Annotated in this window: 18 protein-coding genes; 5 read left to right on the top strand and 13 right to left on the bottom strand. The window is 49.9% G+C overall.

Going from position 1 to position 21,856, the window contains the following annotated elements; translation table 11 throughout:
• Positions 1-6: 6 nt before the first annotated feature.
• The 5 genes from mglA to folE all read right to left on the bottom strand — a co-directional run bounded on the left by mglA (position 7) and on the right by folE (position 5,889).
• Positions 7-1,527 carry a galactose/methyl galactoside ABC transporter ATP-binding protein MglA gene (mglA, locus tag C1192_RS01210; RefSeq protein ID WP_038355325.1) on the bottom strand — a complete coding sequence of 507 codons (1,521 nt, stop codon included), beginning with the start codon at positions 1,525-1,527 and terminating at the stop codon, positions 7-9.
• Between the two features lie 60 nt (positions 1,528-1,587).
• A complete protein-coding gene (mglB, locus tag C1192_RS01205; protein WP_001036961.1) occupies positions 1,588-2,586 on the bottom strand; it encodes a galactose/glucose ABC transporter substrate-binding protein MglB in 999 nt (332 codons plus the stop codon).
• A 278-nt stretch (positions 2,587-2,864) separates the two neighbouring features.
• Complete coding sequence (gene galS / locus C1192_RS01200; RefSeq protein ID WP_038355326.1) at positions 2,865-3,905, bottom strand: HTH-type transcriptional regulator GalS; 1,041 nt, start codon at positions 3,903-3,905, stop codon at positions 2,865-2,867.
• A 141-nt stretch (positions 3,906-4,046) separates the two neighbouring features.
• Complete coding sequence (yeiB, locus tag C1192_RS01190) at positions 4,047-5,204, bottom strand: DUF418 domain-containing protein YeiB (RefSeq protein ID WP_000440941.1); 1,158 nt, start codon at positions 5,202-5,204, stop codon at positions 4,047-4,049.
• Between the two features lie 16 nt (positions 5,205-5,220).
• On the bottom strand, positions 5,221-5,889 hold the full coding sequence (folE, locus tag C1192_RS01185; protein WP_001139613.1) for a GTP cyclohydrolase I FolE: 669 nt from the start codon (positions 5,887-5,889) through the stop codon (positions 5,221-5,223).
• Between the two features lie 257 nt (positions 5,890-6,146).
• Here folE and yeiG point away from each other — a divergent pair, with 257 nt between their 5' ends.
• Entirely contained in the window at positions 6,147-6,983 is an 837-nt protein-coding gene (gene yeiG, locus C1192_RS01170) for an S-formylglutathione hydrolase (protein WP_038355327.1), read from the top strand.
• A 31-nt stretch (positions 6,984-7,014) separates the two neighbouring features.
• On the opposite strand, the gene cirA is transcribed toward yeiG, so the two are convergent.
• The 3 genes from cirA to yieE all read right to left on the bottom strand — a co-directional run bounded on the left by cirA (position 7,015) and on the right by yieE (position 11,854).
• A complete protein-coding gene (cirA, locus tag C1192_RS01165) occupies positions 7,015-9,006 on the bottom strand; it encodes a catecholate siderophore receptor CirA (RefSeq protein ID WP_000489220.1) in 1,992 nt (663 codons plus the stop codon).
• Positions 9,007-9,297: 291 nt separating this feature from the next.
• On the bottom strand, positions 9,298-10,767 hold the full coding sequence (lysP, locus tag C1192_RS01155; protein ID WP_000253267.1) for a lysine-specific permease: 1,470 nt from the start codon (positions 10,765-10,767) through the stop codon (positions 9,298-9,300).
• A gap of 205 nt (positions 10,768-10,972) precedes the next feature.
• Positions 10,973-11,854, bottom strand: a complete 882-nt coding sequence (gene yieE / locus C1192_RS01145; protein WP_000548304.1) for a DNA-binding transcriptional regulator YeiE — start codon at positions 11,852-11,854, stop codon at positions 10,973-10,975.
• Between the two features lie 98 nt (positions 11,855-11,952).
• On the opposite strand from yieE, the gene C1192_RS01140 reads away from it, so the two are divergent.
• From C1192_RS01140 to C1192_RS01130, 3 genes are all read left to right on the top strand, one after another.
• Positions 11,953-13,002: a YeiH family protein gene (locus tag C1192_RS01140; RefSeq protein WP_038355328.1), complete on the top strand. Its 1,050-nt coding sequence runs from the start codon at positions 11,953-11,955 to the stop codon at positions 13,000-13,002.
• A 73-nt stretch (positions 13,003-13,075) separates the two neighbouring features.
• Positions 13,076-13,933 (top strand): deoxyribonuclease IV, encoded by an 858-nt coding sequence (gene nfo / locus C1192_RS01135; RefSeq protein WP_038355329.1) that lies wholly within the window; start codon positions 13,076-13,078, stop codon positions 13,931-13,933.
• A 2-nt stretch (positions 13,934-13,935) separates the two neighbouring features.
• Positions 13,936-15,024 carry a sugar kinase gene (locus tag C1192_RS01130; protein WP_038355330.1) on the top strand — a complete coding sequence of 363 codons (1,089 nt, stop codon included), beginning with the start codon at positions 13,936-13,938 and terminating at the stop codon, positions 15,022-15,024.
• A gap of 106 nt (positions 15,025-15,130) precedes the next feature.
• Here C1192_RS01130 and C1192_RS01125 read toward each other — a convergent pair whose 3' ends face one another.
• Together C1192_RS01125 and rihB are read right to left on the bottom strand one after the other, a co-directional pair.
• Entirely contained in the window at positions 15,131-16,381 is a 1,251-nt protein-coding gene (locus C1192_RS01125; protein ID WP_038355331.1) for a NupC/NupG family nucleoside CNT transporter, read from the bottom strand.
• A 99-nt stretch (positions 16,382-16,480) separates the two neighbouring features.
• Complete coding sequence (gene rihB / locus C1192_RS01120) at positions 16,481-17,422, bottom strand: ribosylpyrimidine nucleosidase (protein ID WP_000415437.1); 942 nt, start codon at positions 17,420-17,422, stop codon at positions 16,481-16,483.
• Between the two features lie 129 nt (positions 17,423-17,551).
• Between rihB and C1192_RS01115 the strand changes: the two genes are divergently transcribed.
• Positions 17,552-18,250 (top strand): transcriptional regulator YeiL, encoded by a 699-nt coding sequence (locus C1192_RS01115; RefSeq protein WP_001516714.1) that lies wholly within the window; start codon positions 17,552-17,554, stop codon positions 18,248-18,250.
• Between the two features lie 71 nt (positions 18,251-18,321).
• On the opposite strand, the gene C1192_RS01110 is transcribed toward C1192_RS01115, so the two are convergent.
• From C1192_RS01110 to C1192_RS01100, 3 genes are all read right to left on the bottom strand, one after another.
• Positions 18,322-19,572, bottom strand: a complete 1,251-nt coding sequence (locus tag C1192_RS01110; RefSeq protein WP_038355332.1) for a NupC/NupG family nucleoside CNT transporter — start codon at positions 19,570-19,572, stop codon at positions 18,322-18,324.
• Positions 19,573-19,664: 92 nt separating this feature from the next.
• A complete protein-coding gene (gene psuG, locus C1192_RS01105; protein WP_001516716.1) occupies positions 19,665-20,603 on the bottom strand; it encodes a pseudouridine-5'-phosphate glycosidase in 939 nt (312 codons plus the stop codon).
• Positions 20,591-21,532, bottom strand: coding sequence for a pseudouridine kinase (locus C1192_RS01100; protein WP_038355333.1), 942 nt, complete (start codon positions 21,530-21,532; stop codon positions 20,591-20,593). The genes psuG and C1192_RS01100 overlap by 13 nt, the downstream gene beginning before the upstream one ends.
• Between the last annotated feature and the right edge of the window lie 324 nt (positions 21,533-21,856).

Here is a 21,856-nt window from a genome sequence, read left to right as displayed (position 1 = left end):
CTAATCTTAAAGGTGCAAAGACGCAAGACGCAGAATTTCGTTTTGCGTTGTTGTTTTTGTATCGACAATGCCGGAAACGAGACCATTGCTCATTACCAGAATACGGTCCGTTATCCCTAACAACTCTGGCATTTCAGAGGAGATAATAATTATCCCCTTGCCTTTTTTCGCCAGCTCGGCAATTAATTGATAAATTTCAAACTTCGCGCCAACATCAATGCCACGCGTCGGTTCGTCGAGCATTAATATTTCCGGTTGCGTTAGCAGCCAGCGCCCAATAATGACTTTTTGCTGATTACCGCCGGAGAGTGAACCAATTTGCGTACGATGACCCGGCGTTTTTACCCTCATCGAATCAATGACCCACTGGGTGTCGCTTTTCATCCGCGAATTATCCAGTAGCCCCACTTTGTTTTTGTAGTTGCGAATATTAGAAATTAACGAGTTAAAGCCAATATCCAGGTAAGCATAAATCCCCGTTGAGCGGCGCTCTTCGGTGACCAGCGCGAACCCATGGTTAATGGCTTCGTTGGCATTATGGTTATTAATCTTTTTGCCGTGCAGTGTAATGGTGCCGGAAGATTTCTCACGGATCCCAAACAAGGTTTCGACAATATCGGTACGTTTCGCACCTACCAGCCCGGCAATACCGAGGATCTCCCCTTTATGCAGATCAAACGAGACATCGCGAATTGACGGCTGACGCAGTGACGTCAGGTTACGCACTTCAAGGATCACTTCGCCAGGTTTGTTTTGCTTATCCGGGAAACGCTGATTAAGAGAACGGCCAACCATCATGGCGATGATCTTGTCCATCGTCAGCCCCGCCAGCGGCTCGGTAGCGATCCACTGTCCGTCGCGCAGTACGGTGACTTCATCACATAACTGGAATATCTCTTCCATTTTATGCGAGATATAGACAATACCGCAGCCGCGTTCTTTTAATTTACGAATAATGGTAAACAGATGATTGACTTCTTTTTCAGTTAATGAAGAAGTTGGTTCATCCATAATGACTATTTTCGCGTTATAGGAAAATGCTTTGGCGATTTCAATCATCTGCATTTGTGAAACGGACAACGTACCAACGCGCGCACGCGGATCGATATCAATATCCAGTTCGTCAAATATCGCTTTGGTTTCGCGGTACATTTTATCCTGGTCGACAAACATCCCTTTGGTGGGATATCGCCCCAACCACATGTTGTCCATGACCGAACGCTGTAATACCAGGTTTAACTCCTGGTGTACCATCGAAATACCATTTTCCAGGGCTTCTTTGGCTGAGTGAAAATCGATTTCCTTACCCTGGAATAAAATAGTGCCGGAGTCTTTTTGATAGATACCAAACAGGCATTTTAATAATGTCGATTTTCCTGCGCCATTCTCCCCCATTAACGCATGAATGGAGTGTGGTCGCACTTTTAAATTAACGTTATCAAGTGCCTTAACGCCGGGAAAAGACTTGTTGATACCGCTCATTTCCAACAAGTATTCTCCTGATGACGGAGTCCTTGAGCTGACCATATAATTTTACCTTGTTGGCCATACAATAAGGGCGCAGTGAATGACTGCGCCCAATCAGTCTTATTTCTTGCTGAATTCAGCCAGATTGTCTTTATCTACGCCAACATAAGGAACGCGGACAACTTTATTGTCGATTTTCCAGTTGGTGCCGTCAGCGGCTCCCTTGCCATCAGCCAGATTTTTCGCCAGATCAAAGGTCGCTTTCGCCTGGTTGTTAGCATCGTTCAGCACGGTGCCAGCCAGTGCACCAGATTTCACCAGTGCCAGAGCTTCTGGCAGCGCATCGACGCCAAACACCGGAATGCTGGACTTGTTGTGTGCTTTCAGAGCTTCAACCGCGCCCATTGCCATCGCATCGTTGTTTGCGATAACCACTTCGATTTTGTTGGCGTTCGGGCCAGACAGCCAGGCGTCCATCTTATCTTTCGCCTGAGCGGTATCCCACATTGCGGTATCTAACTGTAACTGTTCAGTTTTAATGCCTTTGTCGTTTAGCTCTTTGATGACATACGTAGTGCGCGCTTCTGCATCCGGATGACCCGGTTCGCCTTTCAGCAGTACGAACTGAATCTGACCGTCTTTGTTGAGATCCCAACCCTGATTCGCCGCCCAGTGTTTAGCAATCAAATCGCCCTGAATAATCCCGGATTCTTTCGAATCGGTGCCAACGTAGTAGGCTTTGTCGTAACTATCCAGCGCCTTACGGGAAGGTTCTTTATTGAAGAAAACGATTGGCACGTTTTGTCCGCGCGCTTTCTCAATCACCGTACCCGCAGCAGCCGGGTCAACCAGGTTGATTGCCAGCGCCTTCACCCCTTTCGCCAACAGCACGTCAATCTGATCGTTCTGCTTGGACTGATCATTCTGTGAATCATTCATCAGCAACTGGACGTCTGGCGCGGCTTTCGCATCTTGTTCGATAGCCTTACGCACTACAGACATAAAGTTATCGTCATATTTATAAATCGTCACACCAATACGGGTATCAGCAGCGTGTGCAGCGGCACCGAATAACATGCTGGCCATCACAGCAGACAGGGTTAACACCTTCTTATTCATGGTATCTCCGGTTTTTCTTATGCAGGGTAGTGCTTGAGATAAATGCTCGGCGGGGCAGTATGGTTAATGAAGTGTTACTGAACGCCGAAGCTCACGTTTTAAAATTCGTTCTTCCATGTCCGGTAACGCTCCAGAAAACAGCTTTAATTGTTGTTATGACGCTATACCTCGATAAAAGTGAATTTCCACTGTTACACATAGGTTACAACGTTAAAACGGTGCAATCATAACTACTGCATTGTTAACATACTGTGAAATCACTCACAGATTGAAAGCGGTTACATCGCGTGATTTGTTGAGTTAGTGATCGCCGCCGCATTCTGGCGCATAGCAACAGAATGACGACGCACTAACGTCGGCATAAAACAGTGACTGGCACGCAGATCAATGTTGCCTGCGGCCCCCTGTAATGCCAGTTCGGTGGCCATTTTCGCCATTGAAGCAATGGGATAACGTACGGTTGTTAACTGCGGGTCGGTGTAACGGGCGATGGGGATATCATCAAAACCGATGATCGAGAGATGTAACGGGATAGCAATACCATTGTCTTTTAACGCTGTCAGTGCGCCAGCGGCCATATTGTCGTTATAGGCGAACACCGCGGTGAGTTGCAGATTACGCCCCAGCAGTTCAACCATCGCAGCTTCGCCGCCGGGCATATCTGGCGTACCGGTGCCGATCCAACTCTCTGGCGGAACAATATCCTGCTCTTTCAGCGCGCTCATCCAACCGGCTTTGCGCATCGCGTCATCTTCAATACCGTGGCTGGAAGAAAGATAACCGATACGCTGATGACCGTTATTCAGTAACATGCGCGTCGCCATTCGGGCACCGCTGATATTATCCAGGCAGACGCAGCGATGGGCGTAACCCGGCACAACGCGATTGATTAACACCATGCCGGGAATGTTGTCCATAAACTGCACCAGTTCGTCGTCACTTAACGCTTTTGAGTGAACGATCAACGCATTACAACGCTGGCGGATTAGCACCTCAATGGCGTGCCGCTCTTTTTCCGCTTCATGATAGCTATTGCCGATTAGCACATATTTCTGGTGTTGCTGGGCGACAAGATCAACGGCTTTCACCAGCGCACCGAAAAAGGCGTCGGAGACATCCATTACCACCACGCCAATAGTCTCGCTCACCTGAGTTGCCAGCGCCTGGGCATTGGCGTTTGGTCTGTAGTCCAACTCGCTCACTGCTTTCATAACCGCTTCACGCGTGTCCGCACTTACCAGAGCGCTGTTATTTAGCACCCGGGAAACCGTTGCCACAGAGACGCCAGCCTGACGCGCTACATCACGAATGGTGATCATATTCACTACCTGTTGTGAGATTGCAGTAAGTTACTGCTTGCTGGCGGCTATTTTGTCAGCACTGAATACAGGACTTCGTGAATCGAGTCACAGCAATGGAAACGGTTACAACCATTTTGTTAATGAATGTGATCCAGATCGTTATCTGGATGTTTTGGATAATGCAGGTCCGGCAGCGCGCAAGGTTAACTGACGCCATAACCATTCTACCGGCCCCTGGCGGAAGTAACGCAACCAGATAACAGAGAAGAGAATATTCGCCAGCCATACTGGAATAACAAACACCAGCAGTTCCAGACGGTCAAACTGCATAAACAAACCGAGGTGGTAAAACAGTGTGGTACAAATCAGCGTTTGCAGCAGGTAGTTGGTCAGCGCCATCCGCCCAACGCAAGCAATCGCCAGCACCAGCTTAAAGCGGCTTAATTGCGGCCAAAAGCCGAACAGTAACGAGGCATAGCCAATCGCCTGAAATGGCGCACTCAGTTCTCGTGGCATCTGGAGTAAGAAGGCGCACCAGCGATATGCCCAGTCCAGCCGCCATTGTAGTGCGATAGCAGGAAGATTAATCATCACCCCAATTGCCACCAGCACAAAACCGGTACGGCGATAGTGGCGCAGGCTGTACTGCCCTTTCAGCCAACCACTACGCATCAATGCCGCGCCAATCAACATCATCCCCGCCAGTTGCCAGCCATACTGCGCTCCCAGGGCCAGCAAACTGTTCCCTACCCCGTCGGCGCGGTTACTGATAGCTTCAACGCCGCCGTGAAGTTTCCAGTATTTTTCATACAAAATGGCGGATGCATCCGGTGTCCAGGCACGGCTGGTCTGGCTATCGGAAATCACCCCCAACAACAGCAAAACACCAAGCCCTATCAGATAAAGCATGACGCCGGTGTTAAACAGGCTTTTTACCGATGGCGCATCGCGCACCAGTCGCCAACTGATTAAGCCCACCAACCCGTAAGCCAGCAGGATATCGCCGTCCCAGAATAATAAACCGTGAATAAAGCCCAGCAAGACCAGCAGTGTTAGACGTGACTGGATCCAACGTCTGCCACGCGGCAGCAACATTTGCAGACCGGCACCAAACAGCAACGCAAAAAGCGTGAGGAATTTCACCTGGCCGATAAGATCGAGAAAAGCCCAGCTCCAGGCATCCTGCGGTGTAATGGTGCCGTACCAGGCGGGATTGAGATAAGCCGCCTTTGGGAGTCCAAAGGCGCTGATGTTGAGAAGCAGGATCCCCAGAATGGCGACGCCGCGAACAAAATCGAGCGTGACGTTGCGCTCCATGGTTCCTGCCTTTTAATCAGTTGTGATGACGCACAGCGCGCAAAAATTCGTGGCGCGTATTCTGACTGGATTTGAACAAACCACCGAGGGAAGTCGTTGTCGTGGCGCTGGTCGCGTCGCGAATACCACGCGCTTTTACGCAGTAATGCACCGCGTCGATAGAGACCGCCACGTTATTGGTGCCCAGCAGCGTTTGTAGCGCAATGAGAATTTGCTGGGTCAGACGTTCCTGTACCTGCGGACGCTGGGCAAAGAACTGCACAATGCGGTTAATTTTCGACAGGCCGATGACCGAATCTTTCGGGATGTAGGCCACCGTCGCTTTGCCATCAATAGTGACAAAATGGTGTTCACAAGTGCTGGTCAGGGTGATATCGCGCACGGTGACCATTTCATCGACCTTCATTTTATTTTCAATGAGGGTGATTTTCGGGAAGTTGGCGTAATCCAGACCGGAGAAAATTTCATCGACATACATTTTGGCGATGCGATGCGGCGTTTCCATCAAACTGTCATCAGCCAGGTCGAGATTCAATAACTGCATGATTTCGGTCATATGACCGGCAATAAGGCTTTTGCGCGTTTCGTTATCCATTTCATGCACGGGCGGGCGTAGCGGTGTTTCAAGTCCTCGCGCAACCAACGCTTCATGAACCAGGGCCGCTTCTTTACTGAGTGATGGCATTTATGATTTCTCCTGCAGGTGTGACGCCTCCGCCCTGCGTGGGGGCAAAGTTATTAAGCTGATTCGCAGCCTGATTATTGTGCGTGAGGTGGCGCACATAATCCAGTATTCACAGCGATAATTATTGTAATTGCCGCTGCCTTTCAGCCGTAGATGTTAAAACATCGTTATGCATATGCGGAAGTGAAAGTTACTCACAACACACTGAATAAACGGTATGATGAAAAAATTGCAAACAACATAACAAGGAGCCACGCATGGAAATGCTCGAAGAGCATCGCTGTTTTGAAGGCTGGCAGCAACGCTGGCGACATGACTCCAGTACCTTAAACTGCCCGATGACGTTCAGTATCTTTCTCCCACCGCCCCGCGATAACGCCCCGCCGCCGGTGCTGTACTGGCTTTCAGGCTTAACCTGTAATGATGAAAACTTCGCCACCAAAGCAGGTGCCCAGCGCGTGGCGGCAGAACTGGGGATTGTACTGGTAATGCCAGACACCAGCCCGCGTGGCGAACATGTTGCCAATGACGACGGCTATGATTTAGGCCAGGGTGCCGGGTTTTATCTTAACGCCACGCAACCGCCGTGGGCGGCACATTACCGGATGTATGATTATCTGCGTGATGAATTACCAGCACTGATTCAGTCGCAATTTAACGTCAGCAATCGCTGCGCCATCAGCGGCCATTCGATGGGAGGTCATGGTGCTCTGATTATGGCGCTGAAAAATCCGGGCAAATATACCAGCGTTTCCGCCTTTGCGCCGATTGTGAATCCGTGCAGCGTTTCGTGGGGAATCAAAGCATTTAGCACCTATCTGGGTGAGGATAAAAATGACTGGGTGGCATGGGACAGTTGTGCGCTGATGTACGCCAGCAATGCGCAGGATGCGATCCCGACGCTGATTGATCAGGGTGATAACGATCAGTTTCTTGCCGACCAGTTACAACCCGCCGTGTTGGCAGAAGCCGCGCGCCAGAAAGCGTGGCCGATGACGCTGCGTATTCAGCCGGGTTATGATCACAGCTATTACTTCATTGCTTCTTTTATAGAGGATCATCTGCGCTTCCATGCGCAGTATTTACTGAAGTGACAGTCCGCCCGGTTCGCCGGGCATCTTCTCATCAGAAGCGATAATCCACCGCCATAAAGTAACGACGTCCGTCTTCGTTATAGCTGTAGTCATCACGGCTGAGATCTTTATCTGTCAGGTTCAGCACGCCCGCGCGCAGTTTGACGTCTTTGGTCACCTGCCATGCCGCACCGGTATTCCAGATCGTATAGCCACCCGGCGTTTTAGCCGTATCGCTATCGGCACGTTTCTGCCCGGTATAATGAGCAGAAACATAGAATGACCAGTCTTCCAGCACCAGTGGTTTCCAGTCCAGCGTACCGTTGGCGGTATGGAACGGCAGATCGGAAAGCGGTTTGTTTTCACCATTGCTGACATCACGACCATCGTTATAGGTGTAGTTGAGTGACAGTTTCCATTCGTCACTGAACGGGATTTTCAACTCGGTTTCCACGCCCTGAATGCGCGCTTTGTTAACGTTGTAGTAGCTGAATACCGGTACACGTCGACCATTAGCCCCGGTTTCAAAACCTACAAAGTTCTGGTAGCCCGGTGCAGCGTTGACGTCGGACGTGCGGCTGATACTGATGCGATCTTTCACATCGTTACGGAAAACAGTCACGCTGGATTCAACGCCTTCCAGCCAGCCTTCTTCCCCCATGTAGTAAAGCCCCAGCTCCCAACTTTCGCTGGTTTCTGGCTTCAGATCCGGGCTACCAACAATCTTACATGCGCCACGGCAGGAATTAGTCGTCCAGTCAGGGCTAAGTTGCAGTAAAGAAGGTGCTTTAAAAGCCGTCGCCCAGCCGCCTTTCACCGTTACGGTATCGGTGGCGTTATAGACCAGATAGGCACGCGGGCTCCAGTGATCGCCGTAGGTTTCGTGATCGTCCATACGCACGCCGGTCGTCAGCGCCAGCGGCTCGAAGATCCGCCATTCGTCTTCCACAAACAGTGCATACTGGCTGGCAGATGTTTTGGTGCTGGTGCCGCCGGTCAGGTTTACCGCATCGCTAAGTTTGTCGTGACGCCATTCACCGCCGACCGTGACAAACTGATTAATCGCCGTCAGCGGTAACGTGTATTTGCCATCAACAGTATTACTTTCTGAGGTAATCGGGCTGCTGTTACCAGGGTTTTTGTTTTCGACTTTCTCGCCATAGTATTTCAGCTCACTGGTGCCATAATCCCAGCGACCATTATGGCTGACAGAGTAGTTCTGGCGTTCCAGGCGGTTTTTGTCCAGCGAGTCGGAATCACGATCCTGACGGTCGAAACCGTAACCAGCGGTAAAATCGTGATTTTGATTCGGCGTCCAGGCAAATTCGACATTGCCATCGCGGCTGGAGAATCCTTCAATGCGCGGCGTTTCTCCGCTATCGGTGGTGGTTGAGTTCTGCGGGTCATCCTTTTCACGTTTCGCCAGGCTGCCGTAGGCTTTCATTCCCAGCACGCCGTCAATTAGTGGCCCACTGGTAAAAAACTGACCGTTGTAGGTGTCGCCGCGATCGCGATGTTCCTGAATGGTGGTATCGACCGTAACGGTTCCTGACCATTTCTGGCCAATTTTTTTGGTGATAATGTTGACCACGCCGCCGAGCGCATCAGAACCATATAACGAGGACATCGGGCCACGTACCACTTCAATACGTTCGATGGAATCAACCGGGATCCAATTCAGATCGAAGTCATTATGACGGAAGACAGCATTGCGGGAGTTCACGCGTTTACCATCGACAAGAATCAGGGTATAGCTGCTGTCCAGACCACGAATGCTGACGCCCTTGCGATTGTCCCCTTCGTTAGTCAGTTGTACGCCTGGCACTTCTTTGAGGACATCTTTCAGGTTCTGTACCGGTTTACGCTGCAAGTCTTCCTGGGTAATGACGCTGATACTGGCAGGTGCGTCTTTGAGGTTTTGTTCAACGGAAGAGGCGGTGACAACCATCGTTTCGCCATCATCATCAACCGCTAACACAGGCCATGCACAAGAAATCGCGGACAAACACAGCCCGACCCGTACGAAGGGGTTCAACCTAAACATTCCATATCTCCATGAGGTAACTACGAAAATAAAATGGGTTATCGCTCACATCTTCTTCACGTCCTCTTGCGCACGGCAGCATCGCAGTGGACTTTTTTTGTATGCAGGTGATCATCCCAGAGCGCCTGAACAGCCTCTGATTTGTCAGCCTTTTTCATTTCGCGTAACAATAATGCAAACGATAACAATTATCAATTCAATTGTTAAATTTTATATACGTATGATTTATATGGGAAATAGAATTGAAAAAGCCCTCTCAGGTGAGAGGGCTTAATAAGGAAGAGATAACGCTTATTTATTGTCGTTCTGTGGGAACTTCATTTCGCTGTAACGCACGAAGTGAGTTCCTTTAATCAACTTGTAACCAAACCAGATGGCCAGGAACAGCGGGATACCGATATACGTTGCCGCTACGCCGCCCCAGTCGATGGTATCTTTCAGGAACGCTTCGTAGTTCTGGCCCAGAGTGATAATCAGGCACAGCACAAAGGCGAAGATCGGTCCCAGCGGGAAGAAGCCCGAACGATACGGCAGGTCGTTAATATCGTGTCCCTGCAATACATAGCCGCGACGGAAACGATAGTGACTGATAGCAATCCCCAGCCAGGCGATAAAGCCGGTCATCCCGGAGGTATTCAGCAGCCACAGATACACCGTCTGGTTACCAAACATGGAGGTCAGGAAGCACAGACCGGCAATAACCGTCGTGGCATATAGCGCATTACGTGGTACACCGCCGCGCGACAGTTTAGAGAAAATACGCGGCGCTTTGCCATCGCACGCCAGGGTGTACAGCATACGGGTAGACGCGTACATACCGGAGTTACCCGCTGACAGTACTGCTGTCAGAATAACCGCGTTCATCACCGCCGCCGCAGAAAGCAGTCCTGCGTGCTGGAACACCAGCGTGAACGGGCTGACGCTGATGTCTTTCACATCATTGCGTAACAGACTTGGATCGGTGTACGGAATGATCAAGCTGATGATCAGGATCGCGAATACATAGAACAGCAGAATTCGCCAGAACACCTGACGTACCGCACGCGGAATATTTTTCCCCGGCTCTTCAGATTCACCCGCCGCAATACCAATCAGTTCGGTTCCCTGGAAGGAGAAGCCGACAATCATCGCCACACCGATCATCGCCGCAAAACCACCGGCAAACGGTGCCTCGCCTATCGTCCAGTTACTCCAGCCAGCAGGCTGTGCACCTTTGAAGATACCGAAAATCATCATCACGCCAACGGCGATAAAGATAATCACGGTCGTAACTTTGATCAGTGAGAACCAGTACTCCGCTTCACCAAAGCCTCTGACCGAAATGTAATTCAGCAGGAAGATAACGCCGAGGAACAGCGCACTCCAGATCCAACCAGGGACATCCGGGAACCACCAGCTCATTACCAACTGCGCGGCCACCAGATCAACAGCGATAGTTACCGCCCAGTTGTACCAGTAGTTCCAGCCCAGCGCGAAGCCAAAGCCCTCTTCTACATAGTTCTGACCGTAAGTCGCAAACGAACCAGAAACTGGCATATACGCCGCCAGTTCGCCAAGACTGGTCATCAGGAAGTAGACCATCAGGCCAATCAAAATATACGAGAGCAGCGCCCCGCCCGGACCTGCCTGAGAAATCGTTGCACCAGAGGCAACAAAAAGACCCGTACCGATGGAGCCACCAATGGCAATCATCGTCAGGTGACGCGCCTTTAATTCACGGCGTAAGCCCGGCGCTTCTGTGGTTTTAGTTTCGGAAACCATACGAAAATGCTATCCATCATTAAAAATGAGGCGCGATTGTAGCAGACGATTTGCAATCCTTCCGATAGAAATGCGCTTTTATAAGAGACCTTCATGATCGCCCAGGAATTATAAGTAAAGCAGCCAATCTCTTTTCTGGCGAATGCCTGACGCTGGCGCTGCGTCACGAAATCGACACAGCGCCAGCATGTTCCTGTACAGCAACTTAACGCGGTAAATTGGCAGGATTGCAGTAGTCCAGAAAGCGCATTAACGCGTTGGAAAGGTGTTTTTGCCGATGATGAATACGCCACAGCGTGCGCATCAGGCGCGGCAGCGGGACAGCAACTTCACGTAAAGAGCCAGCCTGTAATTGCTCTTCAATCACCCGTCGCGACAGGCAGCTAATCCCCAGTCCGTGACGCACAGCATGTTTGATGGCCTCGGAGTTTCCCAACTCCATCGCCATCTCAAACTTCGGCAGATGCGACAGTAACAGATAGTCGACAATCTCCCGCGTACCAGAACCGCGTTCACGCAGGATCCACGGTGCGGCAGCAAGCTGTTCTAAGGTGACCGGACCATGAGCAAGCGGCGAGGTTGGCGAGGCGAAAACCACCAGTTCGTCTTCCAGCCAAGGTTCAGAAATGATTTCAGTGCTGTGGCACGGCCCTTCAATAAAGCCAATATCAACGCGGAAATCCAGCACCGCCTGCATCACGTCCTGGCTGTTACCAACGCTAAGTTCAATCGGCAACTGCGGGTAATCATGGCGATAACGGGCGATAACAGCGGGTAAAATGTAATTGCCGATGGTGCTACTGGCATAGACACGAATCGCGCCGTTGTCTTCGCGAAACAGTTGTTCAATTTCAACAGCCTGTTCCAGCAGCGCCAGCGCGCGCGGATAAAGCAGCCGTCCGTGTTCATTAACAACCAGTCTTTTCCCCACGCGATCAAACAGTTGCACGCCAAGCTGCCCTTCCAGGTCGGTCAAGGCTGCGCTCACTGCTGATTGCGACAACGCCAGCATCACCGACGCCTGGGTGGTGGATCCACTTTTCAATACTTCTGCAAAAACTTCCAACTGTCGGAGGGTGATGTGCATAGTCGCTTACCACTTATAAAGATTAATTATAAATATATAATCAATTTTATTTTTAAACCAGTTAGACGTAACCTTATGCCCGGTTAAAGGAGAGGGTTATGACGAATATCACCTTACAGAAACAACATCGTACACTGCGGCATTTTATTCCGGGGTTAGCCCTGAGTGCAGTTATCACCGGGGTCGCCCTGTGGGGTGGTTCCATTCCCGCCGTTGCGGGTGCCGGGTTTAGTGCCCTCACCCTCGCAATCTTGTTGGGGATGGTTTTAGGCAACACCATCTATCCGCACATCTGGAAAAGCTGTGACGGTGGCGTGCTGTTTGCCAAGCAATATTTATTACGTCTGGGTATCATTCTTTATGGCTTCCGTCTGACGTTCTCGCAAATTGCCGATGTCGGTATCAGTGGGATCATCATTGACGTGCTGACGCTGTCCAGTACCTTCCTGCTGGCTTGCTTCCTGGGGCAGAAAGTGTTTGGCCTGGATAAGCACACCAGTTGGTTGATTGGTGCCGGTAGCAGTATTTGTGGTGCCGCTGCGGTACTGGCAACTGAGCCGGTAGTGAAAGCGGAAGCCAGTAAAGTAACCGTGGCTGTTGCAACCGTTGTTATCTTCGGGACCGTCGCGATTTTCCTCTACCCGGCGATATATCCGCTGATGTCTCAATGGTTTAGCCCGGAAACTTTCGGTATCTACATTGGTTCTACTGTGCACGAAGTGGCGCAGGTGGTGGCGGCAGGTCATGCTATCAGCCCGGATGCAGAAAACGCAGCAGTTATTTCCAAAATGCTGCGCGTGATGATGCTGGCTCCGTTCCTTATTCTGCTGGCTGCACGTGTTAAACAGCTATCTGGGGCGAACAGCGGCGAGAAAAGCAAAATCACCATTCCGTGGTTTGCCATCTTGTTCATCGTAGTTGCCATCTTTAACTCGTTCCACCTGTTACCGCAGAGCGTGGTGAACATGCTGGTAACGCTGGATACCTTCCTGCTGGCAATGGCGATGGCGGCGCTGGGTCTGACCACTCACGTCAGCGCGCTGAAAAAAGCCGGGGCGAAACCTCTGCTGATGGCACTGGTACTGTTTGCCTGGCTGATTGTTGGTGGTGGTGCAATTAACTATGTGATTCAAAGCGTCATCGCATAAACCACTACATCTTGCTCCTGTTAACCCGCTATGATTACCGTTTTCCTCCAGCGGGTTTAACAGGAGTCCTCGCATGAAATACATTGGAGCGCACGTTAGTGCTGCTGGCGGTCTGGCAAATGCCGCAATTCGCGCCGCCGAAATCGACGCAACCGCGTTTGCCTTGTTCACCAAAAATCAACGTCAGTGGCGTGCTGCACCGCTCACGACGCAAACCATCGATGAATTCAAAGCCGCCTGCGAAAAGTATCACTACACGTCGGCGCAAATTCTTCCCCACGACAGTTATCTGATTAACCTTGGCCATCCGGTCGCAGAAGCCCTGGAAAAGTCGTGCGATGCGTTTATAGATGAAATGCAGCGTTGCGAACAACTGGGTCTCTCTTTGCTCAACTTCCACCCCGGTAGTCACCTGATGCAAATTTCAGAAGAGGATTGCCTGGCGCGCATTGCCGAATCCATCAACATTGCGCTGGATAAAACACAAGGTGTGACGGCGGTGATTGAAAATACTGCCGGTCAGGGCAGCAACTTAGGATTTAAGTTCGAACATCTCGCGGCGATTATCGACGGCGTGGAAGATAAATCCCGCGTCGGCGTTTGCATTGATACCTGCCATGCTTTTGCTGCCGGATATGATTTGCGTACCCCTGCCGAATGCGAGAAAACGTTCGCAGATTTTGCCCGTATTGTCGGCTTTAAGTATCTGCGCGGGATGCACCTCAACGATGCGAAAAGCGCCTTTGGCAGCCGCGTTGACCGCCATCACAGTCTTGGTGAAGGTAATATTGGCCATGATGCTTTCCGCTGGATCATGCAGGATGATCGCTTCGACGGTATTCCGCTGATCCTCGAAACCATTAACCCGGATATCTGGGCGGAAGAAATCGCCTGGCTGAAAGCGCAACAAACTGAAAAAGCGGTAGCCTGAAAATGAATAACCGGGAGAAGGAGATCCTTGCAATTTTGCGGCGTAACCCGCTGATCCAGCAGAATGAAATTGCTGATATGCTGCAAATCAGCCGTTCGCGCGTAGCGGCGCATATTATGGATTTAATGCGCAAAGGCCTGATTAAAGGCAAAGGTTACATTCTCACCGAGCAGGAATACTGTGTGGTGGTGGGGACAATCAATATGGATATTCGCGGGATGGCGGATATCCGTTATCCGCAAGCGGCCTCTAATCCCGGTACAATTCATTGCTCGGCTGGCGGCGTCGGGCGCAATATCGCCCACAATCTGGCACTACTGGGCCGTGACGTGCATTTACTCTCGGTGATTGGCGATGACTTTTATGGCGAAATGCTCTTAGAAGAGACGCGCCGTGCCGGAGTGAATGTCTCAGGCTGCGTTCGTTTACACGGTCAAAGTACGTCAACGTATCTCGCGATTGCCAATCAAGACGATGAAACCGTGCTGGCGATAAACGATACCCATCTTCTGGAGCAATTGACGCCGCAATTACTGAACGGGTCGCGTGATTTACTTCGCCATGCGGGCGTGGTGCTGGCTGATTGTAACCTGACTGCTGAGGCGCTGGAGTGGGTCTTTACCCTTGCCGATGAAATTCCGGTGTTTGTCGATACCGTTTCGGAATTTAAAGCAGGAAAAATCAAACACTGGCTGGCACATATTCACACCCTGAAACCGACTTTGCAGGAACTGGAAATTTTATGGGGACAGGCGATCACCAGCGATGCTGACCGTAATGCCGCAGTGAATGCGTTGCATCAGCAAGGTGTTCAGCAACTGTTTGTTTATTTGCCCGATGAGTCAGTTTATTGCAGCGAAAAAGATGGCGAGCAATTTTTACTGACTGCACCAAAACATACAACGGTAGACAGTTTTGGCGCCGACGATGGTTTTATGGCGGGACTGGTGTATAGCTTTCTGGAAGGAAGCAGTTTTCGCGATAGCGCCCGTTTTGCGATGGCCTGCGCGGCAATTTCGCGCGCCAGCGGCAGCATAAACAACCCTACTCTGTCTGCCGATAACGCGCTTTCATTAGTGCCAATGGTGTAACAATGTTGCCGGATGCGACGCTTGACGCGTCTTATCCGGCCTACAAATCAGGCAATTTCAGCAAGTAAATGTAGGCCTGATAAGCTTGCACATCAGGCAATGACACTCAAGCTAAACCAATAAAGAACCCGGCAATGGTCGCACTCATCAGGTTGGAGAGCGTCGCCGCCGCCAGCGCCCGTAAACCAAGTTGGGCGATTTCCGGCGCACGGTGCGGCGCAACCGCAGAAAATGCCCCAACCACCACGCCGATAGAACCAAAGTTAGCGAAACCGCACAGCGCAAAAGAAATAATCGCTACGGTTTTAGCATCCAGAGAGCCTGCGGTTTGCAAATACGGTGAGAAACTCAGGTAAGCGACAAATTCGTTAATCGCCAGTTTCTGCCCAATCAAACTTCCCGCAAGGTTGGCATCACTCCAGTCAACCCCCATCACCCACGCCAGCGGAGCCAGCAGGTAACCTAAAATGGACTCCAGCGAGGCATTTTCAAAACCAAACCAACCGCTAACACCGCCGATAATACCGTTAATCAACGCAATGATGGCGACAAATGCCATCACCACAGTCGCTACACCTGCGGCGATTTTCAGCCCGGTCATTGCCCCTGTAGCAGCGGCTTCAATAATGCTTTTTGGCGGTGTTTCGGTGAAAGAGAGGTTATTAAAGGAAACTTGCGAAGATTCCGTAGCCGGGCTTAACAAGCGAGCAAACAAGATCCCGCCGGGGATCGCCATTAACGATGCCGCCAGCAGATATTCCACTGGCACGCCCAGTGCAGCGTACCCAATCATCGTCGAACCGGCAATTGAGGCCATGCCACTACAAATCGCCGTAAATAATTCATTGCGATTCAGACGATCAATAAATGGCTTCACGATCGCCGGAATTTCGTTTTGCCCGAGGAAAATGGTGGTGACAGCAACAAATGACTCAATCTTGCTGATATGTAAAGCTTTCTGGAATATACCGCCAAGAATACGAATTAAGATCCCCATCACGCCAATGTAGTAAAGAATACTCACCAGTGCAGTAACGAAGATAATTGCCGGTAATACCCTGAAACCAAAGATAAATCCTGCGCCATCAAACAGGGTGTCCATTTTCGGCCCAACCAGAGAACCGAAGATGAAGGCACTACCCGCATCGCTGTACGCCATCACTTTATGGACACCAAAAGCGACCTTTTCTGCAACCCAACGTCCAGGCGGAAGCCAAAGCATAATACCGCCAATCACGACCTGTAATACCAGCGCCGCGCCGACGGTTCTCAGGCTGATCTTCTTCTTATTCACCGACAGCAAAAACGCAATCGTCAGCAATACCACCATTCCCAGAACACTTCTCATGACATCCATAGTTATTATCTCTTCATGTCATTTTGGGCGACGGCTTTCTGCCCATTATAAATAGCCGGGCTTGCACCTTGCGATACAGGCCCGACTTGCTATCAACACTTAATGGGTTTTGATGTAGCCGCGAACGCATTCTTCGACTAATCCCCAGAACCAGTCGGTATCAATTGTGATGCCGACTTTGGTATTAGCGGGCTTGCCGAGAACACCCAGTTCGTCGCAGACGGTACGCCCGTAACAAGGGCCGCTGTTGACGTCTACTTCGACATACATTTCCTGGGTTTTAATGCCATCAGGGTTAATCAGATAGCCAATGCAGGTGGCGTCATGCACCGGGCCACCAGCCAGACCATAATTTTCGAACTGAGTTTTGAGGGTGAAATTCATGATGTCACTGAACAGTTCACCGGCAGGGCCACCTGCCCTTTCCATCCGCGCAATCACATCCGGGGTGCAAACAGTCTGGTTAGTGAGATCGAGGCCCATCATCACCAACGGAACGCCGGAGGTGAACACTACGCGTGCGGCTTCCGGATCAGCAAAGATGTTGAACTCGGCAGACGGCGTAAAGTTACCTGTACCGTAAGCGCCGCCCATTAGCACAATTTCACGGATTTTCGGCAGAATTGCAGGCTGCATCCGCATTGCCACCGCGATGTTTGAAAGTGGACCAACCGGCACCAGAGTGATATCGCCATCGCTTGCCATCAGGGTATCGATGATGTATTTCACCGCATGGGTGCTTTCAGCTTTACGGGTCAGCGGCTCGAATACCGGGCCATCCAGTCCGGTTTCACCGTGAATATTATCGGCAACGATTTGTTTGCGCATAATCGGCTGCGGCATCCCCGCATAAACCGGAACATTAATCTCCAGTTTCTGACAAACATTCAGACCATTAATTAATGTCTTATTGAGGGTTTGATTACCGGCCACAATGGTAATACCTAATAAATCAATCGCCGGATGTTTCGCTGCCATCATTATTGCAATAGCGTCATCATGACCCGGATCACAATCCAGGATAATTTTTCTTTTTTCCATTGTTTATTCCCTCTGTTTCAAGTTGCGTTATTTTTTCTACAGCAAAGAAAATTCAATCGGGCCGATAATTGAATCTTAACAACAGCGTACGTATGCTAAATATGAGAAATCTCATAGCGGGTAAACATCGTGAAAGAAATCCACAATAATGATCTTAAGCAGCAATTAATTGACGAATCCGCATTTAAGGTGTGCTTTGCAACGGATGTTTCAGTGGACACGCGGCTGTTTCATTTTTTAGCGCGTGACTACATTGTGCAGGAAGGACAACAACCGTCATGGCTGTTTTACCTGACGCGAGGCCGCGCCAGACTCTACGCCACGCTTGCTAATGGTCGGGTGTCGCTGATCGATTTCTTTGCCGCACCCTGTTTTATTGGCGAGATTGAGTTAATCGATAAAGACCATAAACCGCGCGCGGTGCAGGCTATTGAAGAGTGTTGGTGTATTGCGCTACCCATGAAAAATTACCGTCCGCTGTTATTAAACGACACACTATTTTTACGAAAACTCTGCGTCAGCTTAAGCCATAAAAATTATCGCAATATTGTTTCTTTAACGCAGAATCAATCATTTCCGTTAGTGAATCGCCTGGCCGCATTTATATTACTCTCGCAGGAAGGTGATCTTTATCACGAAAAGCATACCCAGGCGGCAGAGTATCTGGGTGTTTCTTATCGACACCTGTTATATGTTCTCGCACAATTCATTCACGATGGTTTATTAATTAAAAATAAGAAAGGATATTTAATTAAAAACAGAAAGCAGTTGTTAGAGCTGGCGCGGGAGATGGACCCGGAGAATAAACTCTCCGGGATGATGCAGTAAAAATTATTTGAATGCTGCGTGATTGCCGGATGCGACGCTTGATGCGTATTATCCGGCCTACGAATCGAGCATTACGCCAGACCAATAAAGAACCCGGCAATTGTCGCACTCATCAGGTTGGAGAGCGTCGCGGCTGCCAGCGCCCGTAAACCAAGCTGAGCGATTTCGGGCGCACGTTTTGGCGAAATAGCCGAGAACGCCCCAACGACAACACCGATAGAGCCGAAGTTAGCAAAACCACAAAGCGCAAAGGAGATAATCGCCACGGTCTTCACGTCCAGCGTGCCGCCCGTTTGCAGATAGGGCGAGAAACTCAGGTAAGCGACAAATTCATTAATCGCCAGTTTCTGCCCAATCAAACTCCCCGCAAGGTTGGCATCACTCCAGTCAACCCCCATGATCCACGCCAGCGGTGCCAGCACATAGCCAAAAATACTTTCCAGAGAGGCATTGGCAAAACCAAACCAGCCGCCAATATCGCCGATAATGCCATTGATCAGCGCAATAATTGCGACAAATGCCATTACTACCGTCGCCACACCTGCGGCGATTTTCAACCCGGTCATCGCACCGTTCGCCGCCGCTTCGATAAAGCTTTTTGGCGGCGTCTCGCTGAATGACAGGTTTTCAAATGTCACCTGCGAAGATTCCGTCGCCGGGCTAAGAATACGCGCAAACAAGATCCCGCCAGGGATAGCCATCAGCGATGCTGCTAACAGATAGTCAATCGGCACGCCCATTCCGGCATAACCAATCATCATCGAACCGGCAATAGATGCCATGCCGCTACAAATTGCGGTAAACAACTCGTTGCGATTCATGCGATCAATAAACGGTTTAACGATCGCCGGGATCTCATTTTGCCCGAGGAAAATAGTGGTAACCGCAACAAATGATTCGATTTTGCTGATGTTGAGGGCTTTCTGAAAAATACTACCAAGAATACGGATCAGCAGTCCCATCACACCAATGTAGTACAGCAAACTGATGAGTGCGGTAACGAAAATAATCGCCGGAAGTACGCGAAAGGCGAAAATAAAGCCTGCGCCATCAAACAGGACATCCATTTTCGGCCCCACCAGCGAGCCAAAAATGAAGGCGCTGCCGGCGTCACTGTAGGACATGACTTTATGTACGCCTAACGCCGCCTGCTCTACCGCCCATTTTCCCGGCGGAAAATAGAGCATAACGCCGCCAATGGCGATTTGCAGCAGCAGCGCGGCACCTACGGTGCGTAAACTGATGCTTTTTTTATTCACTGACAACAAAAACGCAATTGCCAGCAATACCACCATCCCCACAACACTTCTCATTATATCCATAATGATTTCCCTTCATGCCAGTAAACCCGGCGTCAACGCCAGGTTTCGGTATGTATGATAAGTACGGGCGACGGCTTTCTGCCCGTCAGAAATTAACCCACGAGACGTTGATATTCTTTGGCAATTTCGCTCGCCAGAATGGCATTGTTAAACACCAACTGGATGTTAGATTTCAGGCTATCGCCGCCGGTCAGTTCAGCAACTCGCGCCAGCAGGAACGGCGTACTCTCTTTACCGATTACACCTTGCTCTTCAGCTTCGGCAACGGCCTGATCAATTGCAGCGTTAATACTTTCTTCCGGCATCGCAAACTGTTCCGGGATCGGGTTCGCCACCACCAGGCCACCGTTCAGACCACTTTGCCATTTCACCGCCATCGCACGGGCAATTTCGCTGGCGCTATCGAGACGGATGCTGACCTCAAACGGACTGGTGCGGCAGAAAAATGCCGGTAATGCTTTGGTCTGATAACCAATTAACGGCACACCGAAGGTTTCTAAATATTCGGTGGTTAAACCTAAATCGAGAATAGATTTCGCTCCGGCACAAACCACGGTAACATTGGTATGCGCCAATTCCTGTAAATCGGCAGAAATATCGAATGTCTGTTCCGCGCCACGATGTACCCCACCAATACCGCCGGTGGCAAATACCTTAATTCCGGCAAGCGCCGCAATAATCATGGTTGAAGCAACAGTAGTAGCGCCATTTTTTCCGGCCGCAACAACAAAAGGTAAATCGCGACGGCTAACTTTGGTTACGTTATGTCCTTCACGCCCCAGTAATTCAATTTCTTCTTTGCTTAAGCCTACTTTCATCACACCGCCAATAATAGCGATAGTGGCTGGTACGGCTCCCTGTTGACGAATAGTTTCTTCTACTTCAATTGCAGTCTGGGCATTTTGTGGAAACGGCATACCGTGAGAAATAATGGTCGACTCCAGCGCCACAACCGGTTTTTTGTTTTTTAAAGCATCCTGCACTTCCGGGGAAATCTGTAATAACTCCGGGGAAATTTTTAATTCAGACATTCTGCGTTCTCCACTAACGATATAACGTTGGCAATCGATAAATCAGGGTTATTGGTGTATTCACAGGAGAGCGCCATTGACGAACAACCCTGTGCAAAACGAACGGATTCGGCAAACGGCATCCCGTCTACCCAGCACGAAGCAAGTCCCGCCATCATGGCATCGCCCGCGCCGGTAACATTGACGACATTGGTTTTAATCGGCGCAGACCAGCCGCTTTCACCGCGGATATCGCTGTAATAAACACCGTCACCGCCCATGCTCAGAACCAGTCGGTTCAGGCCATTTTGATGGAACCAGGCGGCAACTTTCGCCACATCTTCACGCCCCGAAAGGGCAATACCGCTCAGGGTTTCCGCTTCCAGACGGTTTGGCTTCAGTGTATGGATCTGCTTTAACCGTTCGCGTACTTTGACGCATTTCCATGCTGAAACAGGATCGACAAATACAGGTGCGTCGGCGGCGTTATCCAGGAGCCAGATCAGCGCCTCTTCACTGATATTACAGTCTGCGACAATGACCTTTGCCCCTTGAATAAAATCACGGTGCTGTGAGAGGAACTCCGCTGAAATACAGTTGCTAATATTCATATCATTTATAGCAACCAGCATTTCGCCGGTATTATCGAGTAGAGATAAATAACTTGAGGTATTTTCCCCTGGCACAATAAGGCATTTATCGACATAAACACCGGACTGATTAGTTTGTGTCAGGAGCGATTGACCATAAAAATCACTTCCTACGGCGCTCAGTAGCCAGGATTTTTTCCCCAGCAACGCCAGGTTTTGTGAAATATTGCACCCTACGCCACCGGGGGTAAATTTTATTTTCCCAGGATTTGAATCCGCATAATTTAATGATCCATGTGAATATCCGGCGACATCAATATTAGCCGAACCTATAATTACGACATATTCCTTTTCGCGCATAGCACGTCCTCTGGTAAAAAATTACCAACCCTGTCAATCCACAAGAATATAGGTACTGCAAAGACCGTTTAAACATATGTTCATATTTAAACATGTGCTCATAGTATGCTTGTTTTACTTAAAGTAAATTACTGCCAGAGGGGCAAAATGAGCAGATTTGAGCAGGCTCACAAAACTCTATTATTGGCGGTTTTAGAAAAAGCGAAGAAATTGTGAAGTAATGCACAGAACTGAAACAATAAAAAAGGGCAGAAATTAATCTGCCCTTGAGAAAATGACGTTGCTGTTTGATGAGAGGTTCAGGTTTCTATTTGAAGTAAAAAC

It is taken from the genome of Escherichia marmotae, assembly GCF_002900365.1.
In the GTDB taxonomy this organism is placed as follows: domain Bacteria; phylum Pseudomonadota; class Gammaproteobacteria; order Enterobacterales; family Enterobacteriaceae; genus Escherichia; species Escherichia marmotae.
The sequence above is the reverse complement of the archived record's forward strand: the minus strand, read 5'-3'. Positions and strand labels throughout refer to the sequence as shown.

Excerpts from the sequence above, each read along its gene's own strand:
- lysP (WP_000253267.1), bottom strand. The coding sequence starts at position 10,767 with ATGGTTTCCGAAACTAAAACCACAGAAGCGCCGGGCTTACGCCGTGAA.
- cirA (WP_000489220.1), bottom strand. The coding sequence starts at position 9,006 with ATGTTTAGGTTGAACCCCTTCGTACGGGTCGGGCTGTGTTTGTCCGCG.
- psuG (WP_001516716.1), bottom strand. The coding sequence starts at position 20,603 with ATGTCTGAATTAAAAATTTCCCCGGAGTTATTACAGATTTCCCCGGAA.
- yeiB (WP_000440941.1), bottom strand. The coding sequence starts at position 5,204 with ATGGAGCGCAACGTCACGCTCGATTTTGTTCGCGGCGTCGCCATTCTG.
- C1192_RS01100 (WP_038355333.1), bottom strand. The coding sequence starts at position 21,532 with ATGCGCGAAAAGGAATATGTCGTAATTATAGGTTCGGCTAATATTGAT.
- yieE (WP_000548304.1), bottom strand. The coding sequence starts at position 11,854 with ATGCACATCACCCTCCGACAGTTGGAAGTTTTTGCAGAAGTATTGAAA.
- C1192_RS01110 (WP_038355332.1), bottom strand. The coding sequence starts at position 19,572 with ATGGATATAATGAGAAGTGTTGTGGGGATGGTGGTATTGCTGGCAATT.
- C1192_RS01130 (WP_038355330.1), top strand. The coding sequence starts at position 13,936 with ATGAATAACCGGGAGAAGGAGATCCTTGCAATTTTGCGGCGTAACCCG.
- C1192_RS01125 (WP_038355331.1), bottom strand. The coding sequence starts at position 16,381 with ATGGATGTCATGAGAAGTGTTCTGGGAATGGTGGTATTGCTGACGATT.
- rihB (WP_000415437.1), bottom strand. The coding sequence starts at position 17,422 with ATGGAAAAAAGAAAAATTATCCTGGATTGTGATCCGGGTCATGATGAC.
- mglA (WP_038355325.1), bottom strand. The coding sequence starts at position 1,527 with ATGGTCAGCTCAAGGACTCCGTCATCAGGAGAATACTTGTTGGAAATG.
- nfo (WP_038355329.1), top strand. The coding sequence starts at position 13,076 with ATGAAATACATTGGAGCGCACGTTAGTGCTGCTGGCGGTCTGGCAAAT.
- galS (WP_038355326.1), bottom strand. The coding sequence starts at position 3,905 with ATGATCACCATTCGTGATGTAGCGCGTCAGGCTGGCGTCTCTGTGGCA.
- C1192_RS01140 (WP_038355328.1), top strand. The coding sequence starts at position 11,953 with ATGACGAATATCACCTTACAGAAACAACATCGTACACTGCGGCATTTT.
- folE (WP_001139613.1), bottom strand. The coding sequence starts at position 5,889 with ATGCCATCACTCAGTAAAGAAGCGGCCCTGGTTCATGAAGCGTTGGTT.
- yeiG (WP_038355327.1), top strand. The coding sequence starts at position 6,147 with ATGGAAATGCTCGAAGAGCATCGCTGTTTTGAAGGCTGGCAGCAACGC.
- mglB (WP_001036961.1), bottom strand. The coding sequence starts at position 2,586 with ATGAATAAGAAGGTGTTAACCCTGTCTGCTGTGATGGCCAGCATGTTA.